At 65.9% G+C, this 15,890-nt stretch carries 15 protein-coding genes and 1 tRNA gene; 11 read left to right on the forward strand and 5 right to left on the reverse strand.

Annotation, left to right across the window (positions count from 1 at the left end; translation table 11 throughout):
• The 3 genes from P8Y39_01960 to gspN form a co-directional block, all read left to right on the forward strand.
• Positions 1 to 781 (forward strand): GspL/Epsl periplasmic domain-containing protein (locus P8Y39_01960; GenBank protein ID MEJ2191102.1); only part of this gene is annotated, 781 nt, incomplete at its 5' end.
• Positions 778 to 1,260: a hypothetical protein gene (locus P8Y39_01965; protein MEJ2191103.1), complete on the forward strand. Its 483-nt coding sequence runs from the start codon at positions 778 to 780 to the stop codon at positions 1,258 to 1,260. The genes P8Y39_01960 and P8Y39_01965, both read left to right, overlap by 4 nt.
• Positions 1,257 to 2,039, forward strand: coding sequence for a type II secretion system protein GspN (gene gspN / locus P8Y39_01970; GenBank protein ID MEJ2191104.1), 783 nt, complete (start codon positions 1,257 to 1,259; stop codon positions 2,037 to 2,039). The genes P8Y39_01965 and gspN overlap by 4 nt, the downstream gene beginning before the upstream one ends.
• A 3-nt stretch (positions 2,040 to 2,042) precedes the next feature.
• Here gspN and P8Y39_01975 read toward each other — a convergent pair whose 3' ends face one another.
• The gene (locus tag P8Y39_01975; GenBank protein MEJ2191105.1) at positions 2,043 to 2,744 is read right to left on the reverse strand and encodes a hypothetical protein; all 702 of its coding nucleotides are present in this window, start codon (positions 2,742 to 2,744) and stop codon (positions 2,043 to 2,045) included.
• Between the two features lie 170 nt (positions 2,745 to 2,914).
• Between P8Y39_01975 and P8Y39_01980 the strand changes: the two genes are divergently transcribed.
• The 5 genes from P8Y39_01980 to P8Y39_02000 all read left to right on the forward strand — a co-directional run bounded on the left by P8Y39_01980 (position 2,915) and on the right by P8Y39_02000 (position 8,123).
• Positions 2,915 to 3,319, forward strand: coding sequence for a hypothetical protein (locus P8Y39_01980; GenBank protein ID MEJ2191106.1), 405 nt, complete (start codon positions 2,915 to 2,917; stop codon positions 3,317 to 3,319).
• 3 nt (positions 3,320 to 3,322) lie between these two features.
• Positions 3,323 to 3,949, forward strand: coding sequence for an O-methyltransferase (locus tag P8Y39_01985; protein MEJ2191107.1), 627 nt, complete (start codon positions 3,323 to 3,325; stop codon positions 3,947 to 3,949).
• Positions 3,950 to 4,174: 225 nt separating this feature from the next.
• Positions 4,175 to 4,810: a (2Fe-2S)-binding protein gene (locus P8Y39_01990; GenBank protein MEJ2191108.1), complete on the forward strand. Its 636-nt coding sequence runs from the start codon at positions 4,175 to 4,177 to the stop codon at positions 4,808 to 4,810.
• 12 nt (positions 4,811 to 4,822) lie between these two features.
• Positions 4,823 to 7,144: a xanthine dehydrogenase family protein molybdopterin-binding subunit gene (locus P8Y39_01995; GenBank protein ID MEJ2191109.1), complete on the forward strand. Its 2,322-nt coding sequence runs from the start codon at positions 4,823 to 4,825 to the stop codon at positions 7,142 to 7,144.
• 1 nt (position 7,145) lies between these two features.
• Entirely contained in the window at positions 7,146 to 8,123 is a 978-nt protein-coding gene (locus P8Y39_02000) for a xanthine dehydrogenase family protein subunit M (GenBank protein ID MEJ2191110.1), read from the forward strand.
• Positions 8,124 to 8,215: 92 nt separating this feature from the next.
• Here P8Y39_02000 and P8Y39_02005 read toward each other — a convergent pair whose 3' ends face one another.
• Complete coding sequence (locus P8Y39_02005) at positions 8,216 to 8,962, reverse strand: response regulator (protein MEJ2191111.1); 747 nt, start codon at positions 8,960 to 8,962, stop codon at positions 8,216 to 8,218.
• A gap of 108 nt (positions 8,963 to 9,070) precedes the next feature.
• On the opposite strand from P8Y39_02005, the gene P8Y39_02010 reads away from it, so the two are divergent.
• On the forward strand, positions 9,071 to 9,904 hold the full coding sequence (locus P8Y39_02010) for a CheR family methyltransferase (protein MEJ2191112.1): 834 nt from the start codon (positions 9,071 to 9,073) through the stop codon (positions 9,902 to 9,904).
• Here the strand turns inward: P8Y39_02010 and P8Y39_02015 are convergent.
• The 3 genes from P8Y39_02015 to P8Y39_02025 form a co-directional block, all read right to left on the reverse strand.
• A tRNA-Ala gene (locus P8Y39_02015) sits at positions 9,892 to 9,967 on the reverse strand. The two genes, P8Y39_02010 and P8Y39_02015, sit on opposite strands and share 13 nt — an antisense overlap.
• Positions 9,968 to 10,082: 115 nt before the next feature.
• The gene (locus P8Y39_02020; GenBank protein MEJ2191113.1) at positions 10,083 to 11,438 is read right to left on the reverse strand and encodes a pitrilysin family protein; all 1,356 of its coding nucleotides are present in this window, start codon (positions 11,436 to 11,438) and stop codon (positions 10,083 to 10,085) included.
• Positions 11,435 to 12,778 carry a pitrilysin family protein gene (locus tag P8Y39_02025; protein MEJ2191114.1) on the reverse strand — a complete coding sequence of 448 codons (1,344 nt, stop codon included), beginning with the start codon at positions 12,776 to 12,778 and terminating at the stop codon, positions 11,435 to 11,437. Before P8Y39_02025 ends, P8Y39_02020 begins: the two co-directional genes overlap by 4 nt.
• Positions 12,779 to 12,906: 128 nt before the next feature.
• Here P8Y39_02025 and pilB point away from each other — a divergent pair, with 128 nt between their 5' ends.
• Together pilB and P8Y39_02035 are read left to right on the forward strand one after the other, a co-directional pair.
• The gene (pilB, locus tag P8Y39_02030) at positions 12,907 to 14,745 is read left to right on the forward strand and encodes a type IV-A pilus assembly ATPase PilB (GenBank protein MEJ2191115.1); all 1,839 of its coding nucleotides are present in this window, start codon (positions 12,907 to 12,909) and stop codon (positions 14,743 to 14,745) included.
• Between the two features lie 51 nt (positions 14,746 to 14,796).
• Positions 14,797 to 15,888, forward strand: coding sequence for a type IV pilus twitching motility protein PilT (locus P8Y39_02035; GenBank protein ID MEJ2191116.1), 1,092 nt, complete (start codon positions 14,797 to 14,799; stop codon positions 15,886 to 15,888).
• Positions 15,889 to 15,890: the final 2 nt, after the last annotated feature.

Here is a 15,890-nt window from a genome sequence, read left to right on the forward strand (position 1 = left end):
CGTGGCACAATTGGCCGACCATGTCCTGGAAGTACTGGAGCGAATCGGCGTTCTCTGCCAGAATCGCGACATCCTGGAGGCACTGGCCGGGGCCGGCATGGACCCCCGGGCGGTCTGCTCGGTGCAGGCCGCGGCGGTCCTGGAGACAGCGCCCTCCCCGGAGGCGCTTCCGGGGCTCCTTCTGGAGGGGGTGAAGATAGACGAGAGGCAGCGGCTCCTCCTTGCCTTCAAGGAGATGGAGTCCCCGCGGGTCAACCTCCGGCGGGGCGAGTTCTCCTACACCCGGGAGACCGAGCGGGTGAAGCGTTCCCTCAGGCTTGCCGCCCTGGGGGCGGTGCTCCTGGCCCTGGTGCTGGCCGGGGACCTGAGCTTGAAGGCACACGCCTTCAAGCGCGACGCCGCCCGACTGGAAGCGCAAATCATGGAGTCTTACAGGACGGCCTTCCCTTCCGAGAAGCCCGCCAGTGCGCAGGGGCTGGGCTACAAGATGCGCGCCCGGCTTTCGCAACTCCGCGCCGAGGACGAAGCCCTTACGGGCGTGGACCCCCTGGCCGTGCTCATGGAGCTTCAGGGAGCCGGGCTCAAGGGCGCCGTGCTCCGGGAGATAAGCATGGAGAAGGAGGTTCTCGTCCTGAAGGGCGAGGCCGCGACCCTGAGCCAGGTGGAGCACGCCCGGAGCCGCCTCGGGGAGCTCTATCCCGAGGTCAATCTCACCGGCACGGGGCAGTCGGCCAGGGACAAGGTGGACTTCACCATAACGGCCCGGGGGAAGAAGAAATGAAAAAGTCCACCCTCATGATTGCCGCGGCGGGGGCCCTGGCCCTCGGCGCTTTGCTCTTTGCCTTCCAGAGCCTTTCCTCCGCCAGGGAGAAAGCGGCCTCCCTCAAGAAGACCCGCGAGGAGATGCGGCTCATGCAGGAAGAGGTCCTGGCCCTCCGGAGCACGGTGGAGCGGCTGGAGGGCAGGCAGCGGCTCACCGGCATAAAGGGCATCGGCCGGGCCGTGGACGAGGTCTTCGAGCCCCTGGGCCTCCGGGAGAAGGTGAAGTCCGTCAAGACCATCGAATCGGGCTCCGCGGGCGAGGAGAAGGCCGAGGTGAAGGTGGAGGGGCTCACGCTGAACGAGGCCGTAAACGCCTTCTACTCCCTGAAGAACTCTCCCATGCTCCTCATCGTCCGGAAGGCGGACCTGAAAACGTCCTTTGAAAACCCTGAACGCCTGGACGTCACCATGACCCTTTCCCTCATCACGTCCCAATGAAAAAGGCCCTGGCGGCTTGTCTCATCGTAGCGGCCCTGATATGGGGGGCCTGGCTGGTTGCCCTCCCCCAGGAGGTGCTGCTCGCGCGCGTCGAGGACGCCCTGGCCCAGGGCCAGGTGCGGGCCGACATCACGGGGTTCAGGAAGGGGCTCTTCTACAATTTTCACGCCGACGCCGTGGACATCTCGGCCTCGGGGGTGCGGGTCCTCAGGGTGCAGGACCTCAGGGGGCGCCTCCTGTTTCTTCCCCTTCTCCGGCTCACCGCGGCCCTGGACCTCAGGGGCCGGGCCGGAGGGGGCCCCCTTAGCGGAAGGGTGGAGCTTGGCCGGTCGGGCTACGGCGTGCGCATGGATGCCGCAGGCGCCCGGCTCGAGGAGCTGGGCCTTGTCCAGAGCAACCGGCTGCCCTGGAAAGGCGAGGTCCGGGCGGACCTCGCCGTCACCAACGGCCGGGGCTCGGTGACCTTCTCGGTGCGCAAGACCAGGCTCGGCCCTCTCTCCCTCTATGGCATGAGCATTCCCTTGGAGAGCGTCAGGGACATACGCGGGGCCGTGCGCATAAGGGGCGCCACGCTCGTGGTGGAGTCCATCTCCCTGGAGGGCCCGGACATCTACGCCCGGGTCTCCGGGAACATCCGGGGCTCCCGGGCGGACCTCACCCTGGAGGTCATGCCCGTGGGCGACAGGTTCTCAGACCCCCTGCTGGGGCAGCTCCTTGCCCGGTACAAAGTCGCCCCGGGCCACTACGTCATCCCCGTGAAGCAGTCCCTGCGCTTTTAGGCATCAGGGAAGCTCCGCCCTCACCGCCCCCAGTATGCGGAGGCTTTCGGCCGTCTCCTCCCGCTCGTTTATCTCCAGGAGGACGTCCACGTCCCGCCGGCGCTTGAGAAGCTCTCTCAAGGCCCGCACCTCGCGGCAGTCCGCCCTCAGGGGCCAGTGGTCCGTGAGCCCGCCGTGCAGGGAGCCGTTTCTGTGCATGTGGACATAGCGGACCCGCCGGAGGATATCCTCCGGCAGGGCCCGGACGAACGCTGCGGAGTCAAGCCCCGCCGACTCCATGTGGCCCATGTCCAGGGTGACGCTCCGGGCAAACTCCTCCCAGAACCAGGGGGCGTCCCCGCTGTCCGTGGCGTTCTCGAAGGAGAGATGGGCAAGCTTGCTCAATTCCCGGGCCGCCGCCCTGAACTCCTCGGCCTCCCGCCCTCTCAACCGCCCCCCGTCCGGGGCGCGCTCGTCATGGAGGATGAGGGCGTCGCCGGAGAGCCGGGCCATCTCTCGCAGCTCGTCCAGGCAGGCCGGCTCAAGCAGGCTGTACTGCACCGGATGCACCACGTAGGGCGTGCCTTCCGCCGAGGCGGCCCGGGCGCAGCGGGCCAGGCGGCCAAGGTTGTCCCCGCGGCCCCGGTAGAGGCTTATCTGGTAGATTTCCGCCCCTTCCCACTTGCCCACTTCGCCGGGCTCCACGATGCGATGACCGATGCGCATGCGCTATTGTAATACACTCAAGGCCGTGCGCCATCAAAAAAAGCTCTCCGCGTTTGACACCACCGGGGCCGGGCGCTATGATGTGCATGTTCGCCCCGGCGGGAGCCGCGTGAAAAGGCTGCGCCGCCCGGAAGGGAAGGGGCTCCGTGTGAGGGTATGGATAGCGAGCGATGGCCCTGTTTGTCGTGGATTACTCCAGGGAGCACTATGAAAAGCGCGCGGGGGGCCCGGCGCCGCCCGAAAGGCACGGCAAGTTCATCCAGGTCCGGGGAGGCGATGCGGAATATCTCGTCTTCTCCATCCGGGAACTCCATCGCTACCACGCCGACATCGCCCGGACGTTCCTCGCCTCCCGGGGGGTGCGGGGGGCCTATAACCAACCGCGCCACAGGTTCGAGTCCCGGGAGGCCGGCTGGCGGGTGCTGGGAGGGGGGTTGTGGTCCGTCGACGAAGGGAGGAAGGTGCTTGAGCTCTCCGGCAACTCCTCGGCATACGGAAAATACCGGACCGAAGGTCTCGCCGCCGGGCTCAGGCGGGTCGAGGGCCTCGGAGATTACACCATAGTGGTAAAATAGCCCGTGGACATTACCGACCCCCGCATAGAAAAGTACCTGAAGGAGCTGGCCCCCGAGGAAGACCCCCTCCTTCTGGAGATGGAGGACCTGGCGCTCGGGCGGGGCTTTCCCATCGTGGACCGGCTGGTAGGGCGGCTCCTGTTCGTCATCACCCGGCTCAAGAAGCCCCGCTTGGTGGTGGAGCTCGGCTCGGGCTTCGGCTACTCCGCCTACTGGTTTGCCCGGGCGCTTCCGGAAGGCTCCACCGTGGTGCTGACCGACAGAAGCGAGGAGAATATCGGCAGGGCCCGGCAGACGTTCGAGCAGGCGGGCATGGCCCAAAAGGCGGAGTTCAGGGCCGGAGACGCCCTGGACATCGCCCGGGAGTATCGGGACATCGACATCCTCTTCATAGACATGGACAAGAGGGACTATCCCCGGGCGGTGAAAGCGCTCATCCCCCACCTGGCTCCCCACGCCCTCATCATCGCCGACAACTCGCTCTGGTACGGCAGGATGCTCGAAGGCGTGAACGACGAGGAGACCCGGGGCATCGAGGAGTTCAACCGCCTCATGGCGGGGCACCCGGAATTCTTCACCAGCATCGTCCCCTTGAGAGACGGCGTGCTCATCTCCCTCAAGGTGGCCTGAGCCCCGGGGATAATCCGGGGCCTTCCCTGTTTTGACGGACCCACCCGTAAACCCGGGTATTGACAGCTCCCGCGTTCCGTGCGTTAATGGTCTTGTGGCCGGGCTCCCCGTGCGCCGGCCTTGCGGGAGGAGAGCGCAAACCGCTTATCGGCATATCGACCCGAAGAGGTGTAAACGGAGCTTTTTCCGTCTCAGCCCCGAGCCGGAACCTTTCAGAGGAGGCCCGTGAAGAAAAATAAGCGGAAAGAAGGGCATGGCCGGTGCGGCCGGGGCGTGAGCCGCCGCTCCTTCCTTGCCGCCGTGGGGGCGGGGACGGCGGCGCTGGCCTCCCCGGGCAGGTTCGCCTCCGGTCAACCGGAAGGCCGCGAGGAGGTCCTTGAAGGGGCCGAGACGAGCCGGGTCGCCCTCCTTGTCAACGGCCGCACCCATTGGGTGCTCGTGGAGCCCCGCACGACGCTTCTTTACGTCCTCAGGGAGAAGCTCGGGCTTACCGGCACGAAGGAGGGCTGCGGGCGGGGCGAGTGCGGCGCGTGCACCGTGCTCATGGAGGACACGCCCCGGTACGCCTGCATGACCCTGGCGGTGGAGGCCGAAGGGGTCTCCATAACCACGGTGGAAGGGCTCATGGAGGGCGAGGACCTGGGGCCCGTGCAGAGGGCCTTCGTGGAGCACGACGCCTTTCAGTGCGGCTACTGCACCCCGGGGCAGGTCATGTCGGTGGAGGGCCTCATGAGGGCCAACCCCGACCCCTCGCTCGAAGATATCCGTACAGCGGTGAGCGGAAACCTCTGCCGCTGCGGGGCTTACGCGAATATCTTCAAGGCCGCCCGGCGGGCCCGTGAATTGAGACCGCACACATAAGGGGGCAAGGAGATGGCCGGGGAGAAAAAAGAATATTACGTGGAGGGCATCCCTGTGCCGGAGACCCCGGGGCCCGGCGAGCCCCTGCCCCCCTGGGGAAAGACCCGCGTGCTTGGCTCCCGCAGGCCCCGCGTGGACGCCTACGAGCGGGTAAGCGGCACCGCGGTCTACCCCTCGGACATCGTCCTTCCGGGGATGCTGTACGGCGCGGTGCTCCGCTCGCCGCATGCCAACGCCCTGGTCAAGAGCGTGGACACGCGCAAGGCCGCCGGGATGCCCGGCGTGAGGGCAATCATAACCGGCTCCACCCCGGGGGCGGACCTGCCCTGGACCTACCGGGGAGGCGGCGGGGTGGCATCGAAGCTCTTCGACCCCCACTGCCGCTACGAAGGAGACGCCGTGGCCGCCGTGGCGGCGGACAGCCGGGACGAGGCATGGGACGCCGTGCGCGCCATCGAGGTGCAGTACGATGTCCTGCCCTACGTGGCCGACATGGAAGCCGCCCTCCGGAAAGGGGCCCCCAGGGTGCACGAGGAGGGCAACGAGGCCAAGACCGAGAGCTACGAGCGGGGAAGCGTGCAGGAGGGCTTCGCCCGGGCCGACGCGGTCCTGACCGAGACCTACCGGACCGAATGCGAGCTTCACACCCCTCTTGAGCTACACGGGTGCGTGGCCCGGTGGGACGGCGACGCGCTGAACATCTGGGAGTCCACCCAGGGGGTCTACTCCGTGCAGTCGCAGGTGGCCGAGACCCTGGGGCTTCCCCTGTCCAAGGTGCGGGTCATCGGGCATTACATGGGCGGGGGGTTCGGAAGCAAGCTCTGGCCCGGGAAATACACCATTATCGCCGCGCTCCTGGCAAAGAAGACGGCCCGCCCCGTGAAGCTCTTCCTCTCCCGGGAGGAGACCTACCTTTCGGTGGGAAACCGGCCGCCCGCCCTGATGACCCTGAAGGCCGGGGTGAAGCGGGACGGGACCCTCACGGCGCTGGAGTTCACGGCCACCGGGACCGGGGGGGCCTACCTCTCCGGCGGCATCTCCCTTCTGGACTGGCTGGTCCGGGACCTGTACACCTGCCCCAACGTTCGCACCCGCGCCACCGACGTCTACATAAACGCCGGCCCCGCCCGGCCCTTCCGGGCGCCGGGCCACCCGCAGTGCTCCTGGGCCCTGGAGCAGATGATGGACTCCCTGGCCGAGGCCATCGGGATGGACCCCGTCGAGTTGAGGCTCAAGAACATCCCCACGGTGAGCCAGGCGAAGGAAAAGCCATACAGCACGACGGGCCTCAGGGCCTGCATCGAGCAGGGGGCGCGGGCCTTCGGCTGGAAGGAGGCCCGCCGGAGAAGCCGCTCCCAGGGCGGAGGGCACCTGAGGCGCGGCGCGGGCATGGCCGCCGCCCTCTGGTTCGCCGGAGACGGCGGGCCCCCCTCGACGGTTGTCGTGAAGCTCTTCTCCGACGGAAGCGTCAACCTCAACATGGGGGCCAGCGACATCGGCACGGGCACGAAGACCGTGATGGCCATGGTCGTATCGGAGGAGCTGGGCATACGCCCGGAGCTCATCCAGATAGAAAACGCCGACACCGGCACCACCCAGTACGCCACCCCGAGCGGGGGAAGCAAGACCGTCCCTACCGAGGCCCCCGCCGTGAGGCGCGCCGCGGTGCGCGTGAAGCGCCAGCTCCTCGAGATGGCCTCGGAGGACCTGGGGGTGCCCGCCGGGGACCTTCGCCTTGAAGGCGATGAGATATTCTCTCCCGGCGACGGCGCAAGGCGGGTGAAGCTCACCGGCATATCCAGGCTCAAGAAGAGGGGCGTGGTGGTGGGCGTGGGCTACAGGGGGCCCAACCCCGCGGACAAGGTCATAAACCCCTTCTCGGCCCAGTTCTGCGAAGTCGAGGTCAACACCCGAACCGGCGAGGTCAGGATTCTGCGTTTCGTGGGCGCCAACGAAAGCGGACGGGTGATGGACGCCCTGACTTTCGGAAGCCAGGTCATCGGCGGCATCACCATGGGCATCGGCCTGGGGATGACCGAAATGCGCGTCCTGGACGAGGCCCGCACGGGCAAGCTCTGTAACGGGAACTGGCACGACTACAAGCTCCCCACGGCCCTGGACGTGCCCGCCGACATCCAGCCGGTCCCCATCGACATGCCCGACCCGGAGGCAAACCCCGCCGGGGCCAAGGGGCTGGGCGAGCCCGTCACCATCCCCACGGCCGCGGCCATCGCGGGCGCGGTCCATGACGCCACGGGCGTCCGGCCCACCGGCACACCCATGACGCCGGTGCTCCTTGCAGAACTGCTAGCCCGCAAGACGGAGAAAGGATAGCATGCTGCCCCGTTTCTCCTACGTCAGGCCCGCCTCCCTCAAGGAAGCCCTTGGCCATCTGGGTACGCCGGGAGCCCTGGTGCAGGCCGGAGGCACGGACCTCCTGGGCTGCCTGAGAGACCGTGTCTTCGGCATCGAGAAGATGGTAAGCCTCTCGGCACTCAAAGAACTCGGGGAGATACGGGAGACCCCGGACGGCGGCCTCCTGATAGGTGCGCTGGCCACGGTGGCCCAGGCGGCGGCACACCCCGCCGTCCTCAGGCGCTATCCCGGCCTCGCCCAGGGGGCCCGGGAGGTGGCAAGCCCCCAACTGCGCAACCAGGGGACCATGGGCGGAAACCTCTGCCAGAAGCCCCGGTGCTGGTACTACCGGGGGGACTTCTTCTGCATCCGGAAAGGCGGCGACCTCTGCTATGCGGAGGGCGGAGAGAACCAGTTTCACTGCATCTTGGGAGGGGGCCCGTGCTTCATCGTGCATCCCTCGGACACCGCCCCTCCCCTGGTAGCCCTGGGCGCTGCGGTCCGCATAAGCGGGCCCGGCGGCACGCGGAGCGTTCCGGTGGAGGGTTTCCACGTTCTCCCCGAGGTGGACGCCACGCGGGAGACCGTGCTTGAGCCCGGGGAGGTCGTAACCGGGATAGACCTGCCCCCCTCTCCGGCGGGGCTCCGGAGTTCCTACCGGAAGGTCCGGGCGCGCCGGGCGTGGGACTTCGCCCTGGCCGGGGTGGCCCTCGCCCTCACCATGGAGAGCGGCAGGGTAAAGGCGGGGCACATCGTGCTCGGCGGCGCTGCCCCCGTCCCGTGGCGGGCCCGGGAGGCCGAAGACGCCATAACGGGCAGGCGCCTGGACGAGGCCGCCGCGGACCGGGCCGCCCGGGCGGCCCTCACGGGTGCGCAGGCCATGAGCAAGAACGCGTACAAGCTGTCCCTCTTTCGGGGCCTCGTGAAGGAGGAGCTTCTGAAGCAGGCCACCGCCTGAGAGACAGGCCACCGCCTGAGGGACAGGCCACCGCCTGAGGGACAGGCCACCGCCTGAGAGGGACGGAGGGTGGGCAGTGGAAGAACCGGTGGCTAGAGATGTTCGCCGGAGGACCGGCTGGTCAAAAGCTCCTGGATGAACCGGGAGAGGTCCTCCCGGTCCTTCCTGCGCAGGCCCTTGAACTCCACGGCCATGCCCGCCGGGCGCCGGCCGTCTCCCGCATGGATATTGACGTATGCCACCGTCCCGGGCAGCGTCAGGGGGGCATCGGGCCGGGGAAAAGTCACCTCCAGGCCGCTGCCCACCGGAAGGGGCTCGGAGGTGACGAGGTACATGCCTACTTCCGAGAGGCTTCGGGCCTCCAGGGTCCGCTTGAGGCCCGAGGCGGAAATCATGACCGGCTCGCTATAGGGGGTGCGCACATGCATGCGGCGATGGCCCCGCGGGGCAAAGAGGTTCTCCTCGAGGACGTCGTGCAGGCACTCGACGTCCAGGGGTTTCATGAGGCAGCCCGCGCTGCCCAGCCGGCGGCACTCCTCAAGGGGGGCGGCGCTCCGCTCGCTTGAGAGCATGACCACCGGGATGCGCCTGGTCTCGGCGTTCTCCTTGAGGGCCTTGAGCGTGGAGAGGCCGTCCACGACGGGCATCTGCAAGCTGAGCAGGATGAGGTCCGGACGCATCATCCGGGCCCGCCTGAGCGCCTCCATGCCGTCGGTCGCCGGGATGACGTCAAAGCCCATCCGCCCCAGCAGGGCCGAGAGAGTCATGAGGATGCCATGGCTATCGTCGGATACGAGGACCCTCTTCTTCCAGATGGCTTTTCCCCACCCTTTCTCCAAAGACCCCCAGGACCGCCGGGTCCATGCCCCGTACAAATGTACCGATTATACGTCCAAAAATCAAGGGGTGCGGCACAAAACCGCGTCGGCCCGGGGAAGCGGGCCGAGATGACCGGCCGGGAGTGCCGGGAATTCCTCCAATGGGCCCTTCCCCGCCTCCGTCTGAGATGGGCGGGGTTCCGCAAGGTCCAGGGGCAGGTCTGCAAGCGTCTCGCGCGCCGCCTGGCCGCGCTGGGTCTGGAAAACCCGGCGGCCTACCGGTCCTATCTGGCCTCCCACCCCGCCGAATGGGAAGCCCTGGAGCATCTCTCACGCGTGACCATTTCCCGTTTCGGCCGCGACAGGGGAGTCTTCGAGGCCCTCTCAAACGTGGTCCTGCCCCGGTTGGCCCGGATGGCCCTGCGGGAAGGCAGCGGCATCGTCTCGGCCTGGAGCGCCGGATGCGCTTCGGGGGAGGAGCCTTACGGCCTTCAGGCCTTCTGGCGGCTCCGCGTCCTGCCCGCCCTGGGAGAAGACGTCGGGCTCCGCGTCCTGGCCACCGACATCGACCCCCGGCTCCTTGAGCGGGCCCGGCAGGGGCGGTACCCCGCCAGCAGCCTCAAGGACCTGCCCGAGGACATCCGCCGGCAGGCGTTCACGCCCCTGGCAGGCGGGGGGGTTCTCCTGAGGGAAGAATTCCGGCGGGACGTCGTCTTCCTCAGGCAGGACATCCGCCGGGAGCGCCCGGAGGGCAGGTTTCACCTGCTGCTGGTGCGGAATCTCGTCTTCACGTACTTCGAGGAAGGGCTCCAGAGGGAGATGCTCGATGTGCTCACCGAGAAACTGCTGCCCGGCGGCTACCTTGTCGTGGGAACACATGAGAAGCTTCCCGACGGCGCGGAATTCTCCCCGGCGTCTCCGGCGGTCTTTAGGAAAGGGGACGAAAAAAATGGTGGACGGTAAGGGGATCGAACCCTCGACCTCCACGTTGCGAACGTGGCGCTCTCCCAGCTGAGCTAACCGCCCGACCATCGCGCGGCGCCGGCCTGGGTGCATCCGGAGCCGCAGGAATATTTTAGCATTTTTCCCGCGCACCTCTCCATCGGGGACACTCTTCGGGAGGGGTCGGGGCGTCCGGAGGCTACGGGGCTTTCTCTATCGCCTCGGGGGAGACCTTGGCCTCCGACTGCCTGGCTACGACCACGAAGACGGCCTCCGCGGGATGCAGGTACTTCCGGGCGGCGGCACGGACGTCATCGAGGGTTACGGAGCCGATGAGCTCCTTGTACCTGTCGGGATAGTCAAGGCCCAGGCCGTAGAACTCCACCAGGGAAAGGAATCTCGCCATCTTGCCCATGGTGTCGATGCGCCGGGGAAAGCTCCCGATGAGGTAGGCCTTGGCCTCTTCGAGCTCCTCCCCGGTGATGCCCTTGTCCTTCATGGCCTCAATCTGCCGGACGATTTCCTCGATGACGGTGCCCGCCGAGGAGTTTTTCGTCTGCACCTGCACGACGAAGTGGCCGTCGTCCTTGTAGGCCGCCAGGGAGCTGTACACACTGTAGGCCAGGCCCATCCGGTCCCGTATGGTCTCCATCAGGCGCGAGGCGAACCCGCCGCCGCCGAGGACATAGTTCATGACTCTCAGGGCGTAGTAATCGGGGTCGATGCGCCTCACCGCCTTGTGCCCGACGGCTATGTTGGCCTGAGCGAGGTCGCGGTCGATGAGGACGACCTTTCTTTCCTCGGGGGGCATGGGCTCCCGGACGGGGGGCGGCAGGGGAGCCCGCTGCCAGCCGTCCAGATACGTGTCAACGAGCTTTCCGAGCTCCTCACGGTCGAGGTCGCCCACCACGACGAGGATGGCGTTGTCGGGCCGGTACCACGTCGAGTAGAAATCCCGGACGTCCTTTCTCGTGATGTCCCCGAGGGTTTCGCGCGAACCCCGCACGAGGCGGCCATAGGGGTTTTTGCCGTAAACGCGGCTGCGGAAGGCCCTCATCACCAGAAAACCCGGCTGCTCCTCGCTCTGCTGGAGGCTGCCTCCTATGAGGCTTATCTTCCGTGCGACCTCTTCGTCCGGGAAGGTGGGGTGCAGGAGGACGTCCGAGAGAATCTCGAATCCCCTCCGCACGTCCTTTCTGAGCACGGAGAGGGAGGCCCTCGTGAAGTCGTAACTGGCCTCGACGTCCAGCTGCGCTCCGATGAAGGCCAGCTGCTCGCTTATCTCCGTCGCCGTCCGGCTCTCGGTGCCTTCGGTCAGAAGAGCGGCCGTCAGGTTGGCCAGGCCGGCTTTTTCGGCCGGCTCCTGCACCACGCCGGACTTGACCAGGAGCACCACCTCCACCAGGGGCAGGGTGTGCCGCTCCACGTGCAAAACGGTGAGTCCGTTGGCCAGAACGCTTCGCTTCACATCGAGCATATCCGCCCGGGCCGGGGAAGAGAGGCCGAGGACGACAAGAAACACGAGAAACGCCACCCGTCCGGAGCCCCTTTTCACCGTCCCTCCTTCCCCTTGCCGTCCTCCTGCGCCTGGCGCGCCTCGGGTATGAGAATGCCCACGGTGCGCTTGTCGCGGTCGAAATATTTCCGGGCGACCCGGCGAACGTCCTCCGCCGTGACCGCCCGTATGTTTTCCACGTACCGGTCCTTGAGCCGCCAGTCCTTGAGGAGATGGAACCTGCCGATGGTCATGGCCTGGGAGAATATGGAATCCTGCCGCATGATGAAGTCCGCCTCTATCTGGTTCTTGGCCTTGGCAAGCTCGAAATCCGATACCGGCTCCTCCTTCAGGCGCTCCACCTCGGCGTAAAGGGCCTTCTCCAGGGCCGCGTCGGAGGCACCGGGGGCGACGGTGCCCCCGATGGTGAAAAGATAGGGGTCGCGGTGCAGGCCCCCGTAGTCGGCAAAGACGTTCAGGGCGACCTTCTGCTCGTAAATGAGGGAGCGGTACAATCGGCCGCTCCTGCCTCCTCCCAGGATGGTGGAGAGCACGTCCAGGGCGTAGCCGTCCTCGTCAAGCAGCGTGGGCACGTGGTACGCGGCCACCACGTAGGGCAGCTCAGCCTCCCTGTCGAGATAGACCCGGCGCTCACCGTCCAGAGGAGGCTCCTGGCTGATGCGGTCCTCCGGAGGAGGCGAGGGCTTGATTGAGCCGAAGTATTTCTCTATCTCTTTGAAAAGGGCGTCCGGGTCGATGTCCCCCACGACCACGATGAAGGCGTTGTTCGGGGTATAGTGGGTCCGGTAGTACTGCTTGAGGTCCTCGAGCTTCAGGTGGGCGAGGTCGGGCATCCACCCGATGACCGGCCAGTGGTAGGGATGCACCCTGAAGGCGGCGGCCTCCGTCTCCTCGTACAGGGAGCTCTGGGGGTCGTCCTCCAGCCTGAGCCTCCTTTCCTCCATGACCACGGCCCGCTCCGCCTGGAAATCCTCCTCCCGGAGCAGGAGGTTCGCCATCCGGTCGCTTTCGAACTTCAGGGAAAGGTCCAGGTGCTCCGAGGGAAGGATCTGGAAGTAGACGGTGGAGTCCATGGAGGTGAACGCGTTGTCTGTGCCGCCGTAACGCTGGATAGTGCGGGAGAACTCCTTGGACCCGTATTTCTTGGTGCCCTTGAACATCATGTGCTCAAGGACATGGCTCAGGCCCGTCTTGCCGAAACTCTCGTCCATGGAGCCCACCCTGTACCATATCTGGAAGACGGCCAGGGGAGATTTGTGGTCCTCGGCCATCAGGACCTGAAGCCCGTTGGGAAGGGTGCGCTGCACCACCTCAGGATACACCTTGAAGGGGGCGAAAACAAACAGGACAAGGAAAAGGGCCGCGGTCCGTGTGAGCACGCTCACATAATAACAAAAAAGGCTTTTTTAGGCAAAAAAGGAGGTTTATTCAACAAAAACAGCGTCTTGCGGCATTCTTGTGAACACAATTATTGACAGGATTTGGCACTTTGCTTATTTTAGGCACCATGGCGCCCAAGCTGGGGCAAATGCTCATATCCACCAACCTCATTACCGAGGAGCAGTTGAAGCAGGCCCTCACCCTGCAGAAGAAGGAAGGGGGCCGCCTCGGCTCGAGCCTGGTGAAGCTGGGCTACGTCAACGAAGAGAAGCTGGTGGCGTTCCTGAGCAAGCAGTTCGGAGTGCCCGCCATCAATCTGGCCGACTACAAGATAGACCCTTCGGTGGTCAAGCTGGTCCCCTACGACATGGCCAGGAAATACACCATCATGCCCGTGGCCCGGGTCGGGGCCACCCTGACCGTCGCCATGACCGACCCCTCCAACGTCTTCGCCATCGACGACGTGAAGTTCCTGACCGGCTACAACGTGGAGGTGGCCGTCACCAGCGAGAGCGGCATCCAGGGCGCCATGGCCCAGTACTACGGGGCCGGGGCAGCCTCGGCCTCCCTCGAGGAGATGCAGAAAAAGGAGCAGGACCCCGAGGACGCCTCCAAGATTCTCTCGGCGCGGGACTACACCCTCAGCGACGACGACATTGATGCGGGGGCAATGGCGGGCAAGGGCTACGACGACGGGCCCATGGTGGACGTGGAGGACTTCGATAAGGTCGTCGGAAGCGCCCTGGACAATGTCCAGGCGGTGGAGGAGCAGGAGGAGTCCGAGGCCGTCCGCGAGGTGGAGGCCCCCATCGTCAAGCTCGTCAACGGCATATTCGTCAACGCCGTGAAGGCCGGGGCGAGCGACATCCACGTGGAGCCCTACGAGACGTCCCTCCGGGTGCGGTTCCGGGTGGACGGCGTCATGTACACGGTCATGAACCTCCCCACCAAGATAAAGGCCGCCCTGACCTCCAGGATAAAGATCATGGCCCGGCTGGACATCGCCGAGCGCCGCCTCCCCCAGGACGGAAGGATAAAGCTCAAGCTCGGCAAGAAAAGGGACATCGACTTCCGGGTCTCCACGCTCCCCACCCTTTTCGGGGAGAAGACCGTCCTGAGGCTCCTGGACAAATCCAACCTGGAGATAGACCTCACCAAGCTGGGGTTCGAGGAGAAGGCCCTGCAGCACTTCATGGGGTCCCTGGACAAGCCCTACGGGATGATCCTGGTCACGGGGCCCACGGGCTCCGGAAAGACCACTACGCTGTACTCGGCCCTCTCCTACCTCAACAAGCCCGGCATAAACATCATGACCGCCGAGGACCCCGTGGAGTTCAACTTCCTCGGCATCAACCAGGTCCACGTGCGGGAGGACATAGGGCTGACCTTCGCGGCCGCCCTCCGGAGCTTCCTCAGGCAGGACCCCGACGTCATCATGGTGGGCGAGATCCGGGACTTCGAGACGGCCGAGATAGCCATCAAGGCCGCCCTCACCGGCCACCTGGTGCTCTCCACCCTGCACACCAACGACGCCCCGAGCACCATCAACAGGCTCCTGAACATGGGCATCGAGCCCTTCCTGGTCAGCTCCTCGGTCCTCGTCATCCTCGCGCAGCGGCTGGCGCGCCGCATCTGCCCCAAGTGCAAGGAGGAAGAACGGGTGCCGGCGCCGGCCCTGGTGAAGGTGGGCTTCTCCCCGGAGGAGGCCGAGGGCTTGACCGTGTACAAGGGAAACGGCTGCCCGTACTGCAACGGCTCGGGCTACAAGGGCCGGGTGGCCCTCTACGAGGTCATGCTCGTCAGCGACGAGATAAAGGACCTCGTCCTGGAGGGCGCATCCACCGAGGAGATAAAGCGCACGGCCGTAAAGGACGGCATGAAGACCCTGCGCATGTCGGGGCTGACCAAGGTCAAGGAGGGCGTCACCACGGTGGAGGAGGTCCTCCGCGTGAGCTTCGGAAACTGAGGGGCAAGGGGACACTGACATAATCTTTCACGGATTGCGAGGAATGCATACATGGCCACTCTGTACGACCTGCTGAAGACGATGATCGAACGGGGCGCTTCCGACCTGCACCTGACGACGGGCAACCCTCCGCGGCTGCGGGTGGACGGCAGGCTCAAGCCCCTGGAGCCCGACGCCCCCTCGCTGGGTCCGGCCGACACCAAGGCCCTGTGCTACAGCATCCTGACCGACGCCCAGAAGCACAAGTTCGAGGAGGAAAGCGAGCTGGACCTCTCCTTCGGCCTGAAGGGGCTGAGCCGCTTCAGGGCGAACATCTTCATGCAGCGGGGCGCCGTCGCCGGGGCCTTCCGGTCCATCCCCTTCGAGATAAAGACCTTCGAACAGTTGAGGCTTCCCCCCATCGTCCTGGAGATGGTCAAGAAGCCCCGGGGCCTCATCCTGGTCACCGGCCCCACCGGGAGCGGGAAGTCCACGACCCTGGCCACCATGGTGGACAAGATAAACTCCGAGCGCGAGGACCACATCATCACCGTGGAAGACCCCATCGAGTACCTCCACGTGCACAAGAAGTCCCTCATCAACCAGCGGGAAGTCGCCGCGGACACCCAGAGCTTCCGAAACGCCCTCCGCTACATCCTCAGGCAGGACCCCGACGTGGTGCTCATTGGGGAGATGCGCGACCTGGAGACCATCGAGTCGGCCCTGAAGGTCTCCGAGACCGGCCACCTCACCCTGGCCACCCTGCACACGAACAACGCTGTTCAGACCATCAACCGCATCATCGACGTCTTTCCCCCGCACCAGCAGGACCAGGTGCGCGTTCAGTTGAGCTTCGTCCTGGAGGGCATCCTGGCGCAGCAGCTCATCCCCAAGCGCAACGGGGGCCGGGTGCTCGCCATCGAGACCCTCGTGCCCAACGCCGCCATCCGCAACCTCATCAGGGAAGACAAGGTGCACCAGATATATTCCATGATGCAGACGGGGCAGGCCCGGTTCGGCATGCAGACGATGAACCAGTCGCTGCTGGAGATTTACCAGAAGGGCTTTATTACGAGGGACGACGCCCTGGCACGCTCGCTGGTGCCGGAAGAAATGGTCGCCATGCTGCAAAAAGTGGAGAGCACAGCGCAGAGGAGGGCATAGGT

This window comes from Nitrospirota bacterium, assembly GCA_037386965.1.
Taxonomy (GTDB): domain Bacteria; phylum Nitrospirota; class Thermodesulfovibrionia; order Thermodesulfovibrionales; family JdFR-86; genus JARRLN01.

Excerpts from the sequence above, each read along its gene's own strand:
- P8Y39_02000 (MEJ2191110.1), top strand. The coding sequence starts at position 7,146 with ATGCTGCCCCGTTTCTCCTACGTCAGGCCCGCCTCCCTCAAGGAAGCC.
- P8Y39_01980 (MEJ2191106.1), top strand. The coding sequence starts at position 2,915 with ATGGCCCTGTTTGTCGTGGATTACTCCAGGGAGCACTATGAAAAGCGC.
- P8Y39_01975 (MEJ2191105.1), bottom strand. The coding sequence starts at position 2,744 with ATGCGCATCGGTCATCGCATCGTGGAGCCCGGCGAAGTGGGCAAGTGG.
- gspN (MEJ2191104.1), top strand. The coding sequence starts at position 1,257 with ATGAAAAAGGCCCTGGCGGCTTGTCTCATCGTAGCGGCCCTGATATGG.
- P8Y39_02010 (MEJ2191112.1), top strand. The coding sequence starts at position 9,071 with ATGACCGGCCGGGAGTGCCGGGAATTCCTCCAATGGGCCCTTCCCCGC.
- P8Y39_01965 (MEJ2191103.1), top strand. The coding sequence starts at position 778 with ATGAAAAAGTCCACCCTCATGATTGCCGCGGCGGGGGCCCTGGCCCTC.
- P8Y39_02035 (MEJ2191116.1), top strand. The coding sequence starts at position 14,797 with ATGGCCACTCTGTACGACCTGCTGAAGACGATGATCGAACGGGGCGCT.
- P8Y39_01995 (MEJ2191109.1), top strand. The coding sequence starts at position 4,823 with ATGGCCGGGGAGAAAAAAGAATATTACGTGGAGGGCATCCCTGTGCCG.
- pilB (MEJ2191115.1), top strand. The coding sequence starts at position 12,907 with ATGGCGCCCAAGCTGGGGCAAATGCTCATATCCACCAACCTCATTACC.